Here is an 11,965-nt window from a genome sequence, read left to right on the forward strand (position 1 = left end):
ATTGACGTTTTACAGGTTTTTCAATATGAACAACATCAACGCCCCGGTCCGGGTCGGGGCCGTCTTCGGCCCCGGCAATCAGATCAAACCGGTCTGGTTCGACTGGAAACAGAAAAAGTATACCGTTCGCGAGATCACCTACCGCTGGCAGGAGAGTACGGGCGATACCACCTCGTTGCACTTCGCGGTCAGCGACGGGACCGACCTGTACGAACTGGTCTACAACACCGCTAACCAGCTCTGGCTGCTCGCCGCTCTCGAGGTCGGTCACGGATGAAGTACCGGACGATCCTCCATTGTGACATGAACGCCTTTTTCGCCGCCGTCGAACAGCAGTCGAACCCGGCATTGCGCGGCAAGCCGATCGGCATTATCGGTTCCGGCGCCCGCACCATCATCACGACCTGCTCCTACGAGGCCCGCGCCTTCGGTGTCAAAACCGGGATGACCATCTACGAGGCGAAGCAGCGCTGCCCGCAGATTAAGCTGGTGGTCGGCAACAACCGCAAATACACCGACACCTCGACCGGCATCAACGAGATATTTCGCGACTACACACCGCTGGTCGAGGTCTTCTCGGTCGACGAGTCGTTCCTCGACCTGAGTGGCAGCCTCAAGATCTTCGGCTCGGTCGAACGGATTGCCATGCAGATCAAGGCCCGCATTCTGCACCGCTATGGCATCACCTGTTCGGTCGGCATCGCCCCGAACAAACTACTGGCCAAACTCGCCTCGGAGATGCAGAAACCGGACGGGCTGACCGTTATTCCGCCCGATCAGGTCGCTGCAATTCTGGAGAGGATGCCGGTCGGCGAACTCTGCGGCATCGGCAAACGAACGCAGAAGCACCTCTTCACCCTCGGCATCGCGACCTGCGGCGAACTCGGCCGCTTTCCGCGCCACGTGCTGAAGAAACGGTTCGGTATCAACGGTGAAAAGATGCACGACATGGGCCGCGGCATCGACAATTCACCGGTCATCCCCTCGTCGGAGAAGGACGAGGTCAAGTCGGTCGGCCACAGCATGACCCTGCCGCACGATATCGACAGCCGCGACGAGGTCTGCCGCTACCTGTTGCGCCTGTCGGAGATGGTCGGCCGCCGCGCCCGCCGCTATGGGGTCACCGGCCGGACCATCACCCTGACGGTGCGCGACAACGACTTCGAAACCCAGAGCATCCGCGCAACCGGCGAAGGGTATACCAACCGGAGCGACGAAATCTATCACGCCGTGCTGAACATCCTCGAGAAATTCCCGCTCGACAAGCCGATCCGCCTGCTCGGCGTCCGCCTGAGCAGCCTGCGTCATCACGTACGCCAGTACACCCTCTTCCCGGACGAGCACCGCAAGGAGATGATCGCCGAGGCGATGGACGCGGTCAACGACCGCTACGGCAATTTCACCATAGCGCATGGCAGCGTGCTGAAAAGCGAGCGCGGCGCGCGGGTCATCTCACCGGCCTGGCGCCCGGAGGGGATTCGGCATGTCAACGTGGAGTAAAAAAAACAGGTTGACTGACAAACTTACCAGCATTATCATTATGACTAAATAATTACGTCATATGATTCATTTTTTTAGTCATGGTGATATTATGCTCGAGCCACTATTTGGAACAGCAAACCGGGAAAAAGCTTTAATCTTCCTTGAAGCCCGGACAGAAGGATATCCACGAGAAATTGCCGAACTATTTGGCACCGATTTACGCGCCATCCAAAACCAGCTGGAGAAACTGGAACAGGGCGGCGTGGTCTACAGCCGAATGGTCGGCCGCACCCGCCTCTACAGCTTTAATCCACGCTACCCTCTTCTGAATGAGTTAAAAGCCCTTCTGGAAAAAGCTCTGGAGTTTTATCCAGAAGCTGAAAAGGATCGCCTCTTCCCCGAAAGAAGCCGCCCAAGACGTAAAGGCAAACCATTGTGACGGCTATCAGGGAAATGAGTATAGGGGAGTTAGCTGCTTACATCAGTTCACACCTTGAAGCAAATGGCATCATTGTCACTTTGACCGGCGGAGCGTGCGTTTCGATCCACACCAACGGCAAATTCGTTTCATACGACCTTGACTTCATCGAACAGATGGCAGCAGGAAGACGCAAATTGAAACGGGTGCTGGCAAAAATCGGATTCAGTGAACACAACCGTTATTTCCGCCATCCGGAAACCGAATTCTTCCTGGAGTTCCCGTCCGGGCCGCTTGCCGTTGGCAGTGAACCCCCTGCTGCGATCATCCAACGCACCTACGACACCGGCACCCTCAACATTCTCTCAGCAACTGACTGCATCAAGGACCGGCTGGCTGCTTACTTCCACTGGGATGACCGACAATGCCTGGAACAAGCCCTGGATGTTGCAAACAACAATAATATTGACTTGGAAGAGATCAGGCGTTGGGCAAAAATTGAAGGCCAGAAAGAGAAACTGAGTGATTTCCTGATTAAAATTAGATTGAAAGAATGATCTAAATGGAGGTCAGAATAAAATGCTGCCAAAAATCCTGATGATAATCTTCATCGCCTTTCTTGTCGTCCTGGCATTGGTGACGATCATCCTGGTTGCCTGGCCATTCATCGCCTACCTCGCTGCTTGAAACGTCAAGCGTCAAACCACTCCCTGCTTCGCATTGCGAAAAGCAACCGTAAACCCGTAAATAACAAAACCGAGAGACACGAGCTGTTGGGTTGCCAACAGTGGCTTGTGCTGCAGGAACATCAGTGACGACATGCTGACGTTCATCAACATAAAAAATAGCCAGCCATTAAGATTTTTCTTGGCCAACAGGATACTGCCGACCAGGAACCCGGCCATCACGCCGATTTCAAGCACCTGCGAGAGGGTCGCAACCCCGCCGTAATCGTAAAGACTGTAACCGACACCCAGCACCAGAAACGCGTATGTACAAAATGTAGCGAACCTATCAAAAGCCCGGTTGGGGATTTCCGGATTGCGATAAACATTGTAGAGACCAAATAGCATCGCCGGCACGCCACCGGCTTCAATGGATGCGGCGATCCAGTCGTGCTTACCGACGAGGATGATCACCCAGGCGGGCACGCCGAGGATGTAAACGACCCAACCGATGATCCGCAGATTTCTCTTGGTTGACTCAACCCGGCCTTCAGCGGTGGCAAAGAATATTTTATTAAGGAGGTAGAGGCCACCGCCCCAGATTTGCAGTAACAGATCCATGAACCTTATTATAAATCCTTAGGTAATCTGAGAATGAGTTGCGAGAGGATATATAGGAAACTGTAATTTATTTCGAGTGTTTTTCTTAAATGTCGTGATTTATAAAAACGGTCCCTCAGATATAAGTCTATTAATCAGTACCGTTTTCGATTTACTTAGCTTTTACCGGAAAGGTGATTATTGCCTGCGTAAATTTATTGACTTGGCTATCAATAGAAATCGTTGCGCCATGATTTTCCAGAATATCGTGCGAAACACTCAAGCCAAGTCCCGTTCCAACGCCTGCTTCCTTGGTTGTGAAAAACGGGTTGAAGATCTTGTCCAAATCCTCTTTTGGGATTCCACAGCCTGAGTCTTTGATTCTTAACTGAACGCTTCCACCATTTTGATTGCTGGTTGATTTTGCATCAATGACCAAAAACTTTTCGTTAGATGGTTCGGGGAACTTGTTATTCAAGGCATTACGTGCGTTGCTCAGCAGATTTAAGACAACTTGCTCAAGTTTCATTTTGTTACCAGAGATTTCTGGCAGGTCTTCTGGTATTTCAACCTCAGTGTGAATCCCATCTTTTTTGAAAAACTGTGCGTTTAAATTGAGTGGTTCGACAATAATGTCCATTAAGTTAAAAGAAGTAACCTCATCTCTATCTTTGCGAGCAAAATTCAGCAGGTTATGAACGATATTTGCAATTCTGTTTCCTTCCTTCATGATTCTTTCAAGGATTTGGTTTGATCTGTCATTTTCATCGTTTCTATTGATTAACAACTGAGCATAGTTAATGATACCGTTGATAGGATTATTGATTTCATGAGCAACCCCGGCGGCAACTTCCCCCAAAGCGGCAAGTTGACTTGAGCGGAGTTGAGTTTCTTGAAACTTCTTTTTCTCTGTTATGTCTTGAAAAAAACCATAAAGTCTCTGATTCTCCAGATCAGGTATACCGATAGCACGAACATTCCGAGAGTTGCCTTTTGCTGTAATTATCTCAAGTTCAAGATCATAGGATTCATTCTCTTCGATAGCTCTTTGAATCGCCTTTTCGATAACTGGCCTTGATGATTCAGAATAAAAATTAATACCGTCGGCAAGGTTCATTTTGTCATCCGGACTGAGTTCATGGATTCGATAAACTTCATTGGTCATATGACCTTCTCCGGTTTCGATATTAATCTCCCATCCACCGACTCTGCCTAGTCTGCTTGTTTCTTCTTGTAACTTATAGCTCTGCAAAAGCTCCTTTTCTGCTTGCTGAAGAGATCGGATTGGTAAACTGATCAGGGCCATAATCCCCAATCCCAAGGCCAATCCGACTGCGCAAAATATTCCGAGATTCAGAAGGAATTGCTTCAGGGAACGAATGATCTCTATTCTGCCAACTTCGACTCCTGAATCCATGATCAAGTGAGACCTCATTATCAGGGGTGGCGACAAAGTATCTTTACTTTCCGCAATTATCTTCCCCTGAAGATCCACAACCTGGCGGATTTCTTTTTCCCCGCTGCCAGGGCGTCTTGACAATATCCCCTCCAGACGTAGAGTCTCATACTCCCATAGGTCAGGGTTGCTATTGATGATCTCGGTGACTAAACGGCTATTTATCTCCGCCTCAGTGACTAAGGAACCTTGAAGGTATTGATAAGAAAACATCCCATAAGTCAAAGGGGGAATACACGCTATAGCCAGTGAGAAAGCAAGACTTAATCGCTTGATTATATTTATTGTAGAAGATCTATTTTTCATTTAGAAACGACGGCTGACTCATCGTCAGCGGAAGACTTCCATAACTGGTTATTATCTCTTTCGCTTGATCCGAAACGATGAAAGCAAGAAAATTTAGAGCCAGGGGAGAGGGTTTTTCCGTGGTCACCAGATACAATGTTTTGCTTAAAGGATAAGAACCATCAGCCAAGGCGTCTATAGTGGGGGTCAAATTGTTAAATACCAAAACATTAAGATTCAGTCGTTCGGTCAAAATTTGACAAAGGGAGGCAAATCCTAATGCCCCTGGAGTGGTCGTAAGGGCCAAAGCATTATCTTGGTCGTTAATCGCAAGAATTAGACCCTCCTTCTTATGTGCAGCAGCAACGGCGGCTCCCATCTCAGGAGACAGCCCTATGATCATTTTTGTGTCCGATTCACTTTTTGGACGGAGTATTAAGCGGAGACGGGAACCGTCCGGCCACGACTTAATTTCTCCGCGATAAATCTTCTCTAACTCATTAATGGATAAGAATTTCTTGTCAACCTGAGGATCGGCAGCTAAAACAAAGGGGGTTTTTAAAAAAGCCACGTCCTGTAAGGACTGCGCTTTTTCATTCTCTTTCAAAGGGCGACTGCTGATTGCAATGTCGAGGGCTCCAGCCATGAGGGCCTTAATGCCGCCACTGCTTCCCAAACTGGGGGGAACGACAAAAACTACCTCAGGATGATTCTTCCTGTAGGCATCTCCCAGGATGCGTATCATTTCCAGTCCAAAGCCGGTTCCTCCTATTTTTACGGTCGCGGCAGATACCGCAGAGGCAGTGACTAAAATCAAAATAAGCACCCACAGAACCGGTAATAACAGTTTATACCTTTGGTCCATATAGCCCTCTCCGTAAGCCTTCCCATTTATAGACAGATCAAAAAAAGAAGCCATCTGCAGTCATATCAGTTGGCCTGTGGTCAACGTCCATGATTCCACTCAGAATCTAAGATATCACCCTTTATGAAGAAAAACCAATATATGCTCTAACTCAAGATAGGTCAACGGTCGATACTTCTTGAATATCCTGCTGCATTGTTGTCGGACCTGGAATAGGTGGAAAACGTCAAGTTCCCAGAATCCCTGACATTTAAGAAATTGCCACCCGAAGTTGATCCAGGTGACCATCATTTTGTCGTCCTAAATGTCTCTATCAATAAGAAGCCGTTTTTCTTCTCAGCAGTCGTGACTTATAGGAAATTTAAACTCTCCACCAAACGTCATCGCCATCGATGTTTATCATCATCTCAGAATAAACTTTATTCTCAGCAACATCTTTCAGCGACAACCCTAAAACAGCAATTTCCTCGGCAGCCACTTCAGAATCTTTAGAAGAAAATTCACCCTTCTTGATAAACTGATTGAGTCTTACGAACAGGGGTCTATATTGCTCAAAAGAACCGAGTGCAGACAGTTCTCCAATGAACCACGGCTGATCTACACCCGACATATTAATGTCAGCAATCTTTTCATCGCCTTTATATAATTCCCACCTTTTCATACCGTCTTATTTGTCTCGCAATTCAGTAGGGTCGAAATCAGCCTGTCAGTAGTTGTTAAAAAAAGCCCCAGGTCGCAAATCCCCCGGGGCTAATCTTTATCAGTTTTATCTATTTATAAATGGGCAAGAATACATGCCAAAATGAATTGATTAGTTCGCCGCCGTGTTCAGCGTAAAAGAATCTAAATGGCAGATAATTTCCATTCACATCCATTCTATTTTCATCGGCCCATTCTTCCTGTAAATCAGGCAAACCATTTCCGTTCAAATCGCCAAAGGATCCATACTTGGCTGCAAGCATTAAGGGACTCATAGGGAGCTCAGTTGGGCTATTAAATGTAGACTGTGACCCCCGGTATGCCAAAACAAAAGTTTGAACAATTTGACGATATTCAAAATCCGGGCGTAAATCCCCGGTGAATGCCTCATAGGCCAAACCCGCAATATTAAATGTCCCTTCTGACTGAGGTTCGGATGGACAAATACCAGAGACAGAGGCAAGGTCTGTTACAGTCTCCATACGACATCGGTAATTTCCAACTGCGACCATTTGCTGAGTTCCCGTAACACCTTCCGCATCTCCCACAAGTCTTGTCAGACCAGCGACATCTGGATTGTAGGGTGCGTTCATTCCAAAACTCATCGGCTGATCAACATAGGTCGGGTTGAAGTATGAGCCGGGAACAGAATTTAAATCTTTACTGGGGTACTCGTCTGAAACGATAATAATACTTGTATGTTGAAGAGAGGAGGTAAACGGGTCAACCCACGGTTTACGTGAATCGCAGCCATAAACTGGAAATTTCCCTTCGGAAACAAGACCTTCACCACAATATACCGACTGCCCTGCCTCATTTCCTTTCAGATAACGCAGAGCCTCATAATACATTTCCGCCAAAGGACTCCAACCTTTATGGTCAAAATTGTTGATGAAATTGATGATACCCTTTTGCGGCGTGAAGGTTCCAGACTTACTGGAAAATTCTTTTACAATCGGACCAATCGGCACACGGAGAATTCCACCCTCTGTTGCTTGGGAAGCGGAATAGCTCATTAAACCAAAGTTACCTTCGCTGTTCAGTTGCAGCAGCCCGTCAGGTTTGAAGTGATCTCCGTAAATACGGCAATTATTTTCAAGCATGGAGCTAACACACACTTCAACTTCAAACTCAAAATGATCCGAAATCACGTTGCCCGAAGCTGTTGTCACGAAAAGTGTTGTTCCAGCATTATGAAACACATATGAAGGGTCAGCGTAGACGAGTGGGACAAGTCTACTCAAATCCGCTCCGGTATATCTGACTCTCCAAGGTCGGCTTGATATATCAGCGCGTTGAAGGCGGGTCTGCTTGCTTGTGTCTTTGCTCCGTTTGCCGCCGGTGAATGTTTTTCGCACCAAGTCGGCATTGGACATAGTGGCCCAATTCAGAAAATTTCCACTCCAGAAATCGCCAGCCATCGTTTCAACCTGGGGAACGTAATGATTACTCGTCGCGCCTACAGGAGCGAACCCGGCGTTTTTCTGGTACTCGTAATACTTATTGGGGTCAAAATAACCGTAATAATCCCTGCTGTTATTATAGTAGGGCTCATTAACATACCCGTGAGTATATGCAGTCCATTCATTACTGAACAGAATCAGGGCATTGGCGTTCCCTTTAAAAGGTACAACCTCGGCAAAGACAGCCCCCTGCAACCCACACAAAAAAACCAGAAGTATAAAGATTACTTGAATCAACCTGAACATTTTGTCCCCTCCTAGAATGAGTTAATCTGTCCACAACAAACGCTAGAACCCTATGTGCCCTAATACTATCAAGTGTTTCTTGCTTTTTTCTTACATTTACTACATTATTTTATTTAGTTTAATCTTTTCTATCGCTTCTAAGGCTGGCCCTAAACAAGAAACCACCCTGCGCACAGAGTGGCTTCAATCAATCCAACAGCCCCCTCCGAGTACCATATTCCTACAAACCTACATAAATAATAAAACTTAATGTACTTGAAATATATCGAACGGTCAAACAGAGGACTTTCTTATTAATCCTCCTATTTCTAATGAAGTGCTAAATTGCCCTCAAATCTGACTATTCCTATAAACACTGCAATCTAAGAATTGCCAGAGCCATCTTGTAATGTGTGACTTATGAGAAATTTATATCGGCTTGTCACCACCGATAATAATAATGATCACAAATACAATTATCAGAACAAGGAAGGTTAAAAAAGCAATTAGAAGCCTCTTCAGCGGAGTGTATTTTTCAGCAGCGGTTAATGCCACAAATACCAAAGCAGGAATGCCTAAAAAGATCAAATAGCCGATCATATTTGCCCTACTGATTTCATCCTAAATACCCCGCAATTTAATAACAGCAAAACCATTCTGGCACTCGTGCCTTTTGAGACTGCAAAATTATTCTTTTCTATTTTTTAAGCGATCATGAATTATGCTATTAACTCTACTTTTAGCAAACTCACCTCTGTATCGATCAGCTGCTCCAATTAAACCTGCACTTTTGAACAAAACCTTATCATCGAAACCATAGACGAAATCATCTCAAATTACATCGCCACCTTCAAAAGGCATTCCTCCTCTAGGTAGGATTACAGCCATTTGAGGTGAATATCCTCTATATCTTTCTGAAAATGCAATTAATTCATTTGAGACCATGTCAGTTATTTCTATTCTATCGGCCCAGATAAAAGGCTTTTGCCAAAACCATAATGAAACAGGTTCGAGCTTAACTTGGTATTTTGGTTTGGGGATTGAAACAGCTTTGTTAAAAACGTCAGGAGTGTCACCTTTCCCGTAACGATAGAGGTAAATCTTTCCATCAGGCCCGTTCATTGCGAGAGTATCGAGATGTTCACCATCTAGTAGGTGATCAATCATCCATAATCTATATTTTTCATCATATCCGGGCCAAACGTTGTCCTCCCAATAAACACTGCCGGGGGCATCAACAGTCCGAACAATCTGCTGTAGAGGTTGGCGAGTAAGTTCGTAGTATTTCAGCAGAGATAACTGAATGATGATGTCATAAGTGGGAAAGAGCAGGACGATAGCGACTGTCAGCCAAGTCAACCAACGACGTTTGAATATCTTTTTTATCGTCACGACAATAACTATCGAAACGACAATGTAGACAACAAACATGACAAGATAGGCTATGCCCATCAATACCTCCTACTAAACAATAAAAAACCACCCTGTTTTCAGAGTGGTTTCAATCAATCCAACAGCCCCCTCCGGCTACAGATTCTTACAAACCTACATAAATAATAAAATTCAATTTACTTTAAATATGTCGAACGGTCAAATAGAGGACTTTCTTATTTATCCTACTATTTCTAATGAAGAGCTGAATCGCCATCAATTCGACCATTCCTAAATACCCTGCAATTTAAGAAATTCGACCTCATCCTGGCAATGGTGACTTATAAGAAAATAATGCTTCGGATTAACACTGCGATTTGATTTTTTCAATTTCGCTTGATGGAATATTCACCCAGTCCACTTTCCCGGCGAGAGATAGCTCCACACCAAGACCAGATCGTACGATAGTAACTATGTGATTGTACCAATCAGAGCACGTCCACTCTCTCAATGGAGTAGACTTAAATCCTAAATACTTTTCGTCCCAATACACACCAGCCGCTTCTCTATAGACATATTGGTAGGTAGTATTACCTTTTCCAACTAGCCCTAAAATCAGCTCTCCGGTATTAAGAAGTTCTACTCTGTCAATTGTTTCATGATTCATTGAGTTGGGATTTATCGTCCTAAATATCTCTATCAATAAGAAGTCGATCTGCTTTCTGCAATTCGTGACTTATGAGAAACATCAACCTGAAACCATACCTTCTCTTCGTGGGTCAGTAATTGGATAAATGCCTTTCTCTAGAAGTAATTCACAAAGCTCAAATGACCCATGATCTTTTGCGTATCCATACTCTCCTTCTGTGATCCCACAAACTTGTAGAAAATCGAATTCACCAGATACCAAATCGATACTTTCTGGATATTCAGTAGGCTTCCCAATTATTAAATGGGTGATGTTGGGGGCTATTGGTTGTGGAATTCTTGCTCCATAATCAAGTAGAGGCTTGTCACCAAACTTACCAACAGAAAGCAAAATATTATAGGCAATTAGAGACTGCACAAGCGGTATTGCCCAAGACTCATCACATTCTGTTTCTAGTAAAATCTCAGTGCCTAGTCCAGAGTATTCTTCCCTTGTTTCAGACTCCCAAGGATTTGACATGCCAGAGGAAACATAAATCCACGTTTGTCTGTTTCCATTCGGTGGGGACTTAAAAACACCGCTATGAAGCCAACGTGGGTCTACTTCTTCACACCCAAATTGATTTTGAAAAAGTTCAAATTGTAGAGTGTAAATACCTTCTCCGATATCTCCGAAAAGATTGACGTAAACATCATTTTCTCTTTGTTCCCACGCTTGGTCTAAAAGGCTCATACCCTACCTTTAATCTATCCTAAATATGCCGCAATCCAATGAACGCAAAACGTTCTAATAATGGTGATTTACGAGAATAGTTACTTTCGTCTATCAATGTAACGATTAATCCTCAACTTCACCCCATCCCTAGAGAAATAGCTGCGCTTTAATTCAGGTGCAATATCAATGTTTTTTGTCTTGAACAATGTCTTGTTATCTAAATCATACACAAACCGATCACCTGAAAAGCCTCCACCTTCAAATGGTTCGCCACCAACTGCCTTAATCACTAATATTCGTGGCGAATACCCCATATATCTCTCCGAGAATGCAATCAATTCATTTGTGTGCATATCGGATATTTCTATTCTGTCTGCCCAAACAAAAGGTTTCTGCCAAAACCATAACGAAACGGGATCAAGACTTACGTGGTAATTGAGTTTAGGAAGCGCACTTGACTCATTAAAAATTTCAGGAATATCGCCTTTCCCATAACGATATAGATATATCTTCCCATCCGGCCCATTCATGGCGAGAGTGTCGAGATGTTCGCCATCGAGCAGATGATCAATCATCCACAACCGATAGTTTTCAGAATATCCTGGCCAAACGTTATCCTCCCAATAAAGACTGCCGGGAGCATCGACCGTGCGGCTAATCTGCTGTAGGGGTTGTCGAGTAAGCTCGTAGTATTTCAGCAGAGACAACTGGATGATGATGTCATAAGTTGGAAAGAGCAGGACGATAGCTACTGTCAGCCAAGTTAACCAACGACGTTTGAATATCTTTTTAACCGCAACGATAATAACTATGGAAACGAAAATGTAGACAACAAACATGACAAGATAGGCTATGCCCATCAATACCTCCTACTAAACAATAAAAAACCACCCTGCATACGGAGTGGCTTCAATCAATCCAACAGCCCCCTCCGGCTACAGATTCTTATAAACCTACATAAACAATAGAAATCACTGTACAGAAAATATATTAATCGGTCAAACAGAGGTCTTTCTTATTTATCCTCCTATTTATAATCAGGAGTTCAAAACTCTCGGTTTTCGGTGTTTCCT

Annotated in this window: 12 protein-coding genes; 4 read left to right on the top strand and 8 right to left on the bottom strand. The window is 44.9% G+C overall.

What is annotated here, in order from left to right:
- Positions 1 to 25: 25 nt before the first annotated feature.
- The 4 genes from C0623_06960 (at position 26) to C0623_06975 (ending at position 2,457) form a co-directional block, all read left to right on the top strand.
- Complete coding sequence (locus C0623_06960) at positions 26 to 277, top strand: hypothetical protein (GenBank protein PLY00594.1); 252 nt, start codon at positions 26 to 28, stop codon at positions 275 to 277.
- A complete protein-coding gene (locus C0623_06965; GenBank protein ID PLY00595.1) occupies positions 274 to 1,500 on the top strand; it encodes a DNA polymerase IV in 1,227 nt (408 codons plus the stop codon). The genes C0623_06960 and C0623_06965 overlap by 4 nt, the downstream gene beginning before the upstream one ends.
- A 91-nt stretch (positions 1,501 to 1,591) precedes the next feature.
- Positions 1,592 to 1,921: an ArsR family transcriptional regulator gene (locus C0623_06970; GenBank protein PLY00596.1), complete on the top strand. Its 330-nt coding sequence runs from the start codon at positions 1,592 to 1,594 to the stop codon at positions 1,919 to 1,921.
- Complete coding sequence (locus C0623_06975; protein PLY00597.1) at positions 1,918 to 2,457, top strand: hypothetical protein; 540 nt, start codon at positions 1,918 to 1,920, stop codon at positions 2,455 to 2,457. The genes C0623_06970 and C0623_06975 overlap by 4 nt, the downstream gene beginning before the upstream one ends.
- Positions 2,458 to 2,598: 141 nt before the next feature.
- On the opposite strand, the gene C0623_06980 is transcribed toward C0623_06975, so the two are convergent.
- From C0623_06980 to C0623_07015, 8 genes are all read right to left on the bottom strand, one after another.
- Positions 2,599 to 3,186, bottom strand: coding sequence for a hypothetical protein (locus C0623_06980; GenBank protein PLY00598.1), 588 nt, complete (start codon positions 3,184 to 3,186; stop codon positions 2,599 to 2,601).
- 151 nt (positions 3,187 to 3,337) lie between these two features.
- Positions 3,338 to 4,927, bottom strand: a complete 1,590-nt coding sequence (locus C0623_06985) for a hypothetical protein (protein PLY00599.1) — start codon at positions 4,925 to 4,927, stop codon at positions 3,338 to 3,340.
- A complete protein-coding gene (locus C0623_06990; protein PLY00600.1) occupies positions 4,917 to 5,825 on the bottom strand; it encodes an ABC transporter substrate-binding protein in 909 nt (302 codons plus the stop codon). Before C0623_06990 ends, C0623_06985 begins: the two co-directional genes overlap by 11 nt.
- A 307-nt stretch (positions 5,826 to 6,132) precedes the next feature.
- Positions 6,133 to 6,432: a hypothetical protein gene (locus tag C0623_06995; GenBank protein ID PLY00601.1), complete on the bottom strand. Its 300-nt coding sequence runs from the start codon at positions 6,430 to 6,432 to the stop codon at positions 6,133 to 6,135.
- Positions 6,433 to 6,541: 109 nt separating this feature from the next.
- A complete protein-coding gene (locus C0623_07000) occupies positions 6,542 to 8,179 on the bottom strand; it encodes a hypothetical protein (protein PLY00602.1) in 1,638 nt (545 codons plus the stop codon).
- 810 nt (positions 8,180 to 8,989) lie between these two features.
- Positions 8,990 to 9,610: a hypothetical protein gene (locus C0623_07005; GenBank protein PLY00603.1), complete on the bottom strand. Its 621-nt coding sequence runs from the start codon at positions 9,608 to 9,610 to the stop codon at positions 8,990 to 8,992.
- Positions 9,611 to 10,277: 667 nt separating this feature from the next.
- Complete coding sequence (locus C0623_07010) at positions 10,278 to 10,910, bottom strand: hypothetical protein (protein ID PLY00604.1); 633 nt, start codon at positions 10,908 to 10,910, stop codon at positions 10,278 to 10,280.
- 80 nt (positions 10,911 to 10,990) lie between these two features.
- On the bottom strand, positions 10,991 to 11,752 hold the full coding sequence (locus C0623_07015; protein ID PLY00605.1) for a hypothetical protein: 762 nt from the start codon (positions 11,750 to 11,752) through the stop codon (positions 10,991 to 10,993).
- Positions 11,753 to 11,965 lie beyond the last annotated feature (213 nt).

The organism is Desulfuromonas sp., from assembly GCA_002869615.1.
Taxonomy (GTDB): Bacteria; Desulfobacterota; Desulfuromonadia; order Desulfuromonadales; family UBA2294; genus BM707.

Bases quoted from the DNA above. Each gene is read 5' to 3' on its own strand.
- C0623_06960 (PLY00594.1), top strand. From the start codon at position 26: ATGAACAACATCAACGCCCCGGTCCGGGTCGGGGCCGTCTTCGGCCCC.
- C0623_06965 (PLY00595.1), top strand. From the start codon at position 274: ATGAAGTACCGGACGATCCTCCATTGTGACATGAACGCCTTTTTCGCC.
- C0623_06970 (PLY00596.1), top strand. From the start codon at position 1,592: ATGCTCGAGCCACTATTTGGAACAGCAAACCGGGAAAAAGCTTTAATC.
- C0623_06980 (PLY00598.1), bottom strand. From the start codon at position 3,186: ATGGATCTGTTACTGCAAATCTGGGGCGGTGGCCTCTACCTCCTTAAT.
- C0623_06985 (PLY00599.1), bottom strand. From the start codon at position 4,927: ATGAAAAATAGATCTTCTACAATAAATATAATCAAGCGATTAAGTCTT.
- C0623_06990 (PLY00600.1), bottom strand. From the start codon at position 5,825: ATGGCTTCTTTTTTTGATCTGTCTATAAATGGGAAGGCTTACGGAGAG.
- C0623_06995 (PLY00601.1), bottom strand. From the start codon at position 6,432: ATGAAAAGGTGGGAATTATATAAAGGCGATGAAAAGATTGCTGACATT.
- C0623_07000 (PLY00602.1), bottom strand. From the start codon at position 8,179: ATGTTCAGGTTGATTCAAGTAATCTTTATACTTCTGGTTTTTTTGTGT.
- C0623_07005 (PLY00603.1), bottom strand. From the start codon at position 9,610: ATGGGCATAGCCTATCTTGTCATGTTTGTTGTCTACATTGTCGTTTCG.
- C0623_07010 (PLY00604.1), bottom strand. From the start codon at position 10,910: ATGAGCCTTTTAGACCAAGCGTGGGAACAAAGAGAAAATGATGTTTAC.
- C0623_07015 (PLY00605.1), bottom strand. From the start codon at position 11,752: ATGGGCATAGCCTATCTTGTCATGTTTGTTGTCTACATTTTCGTTTCC.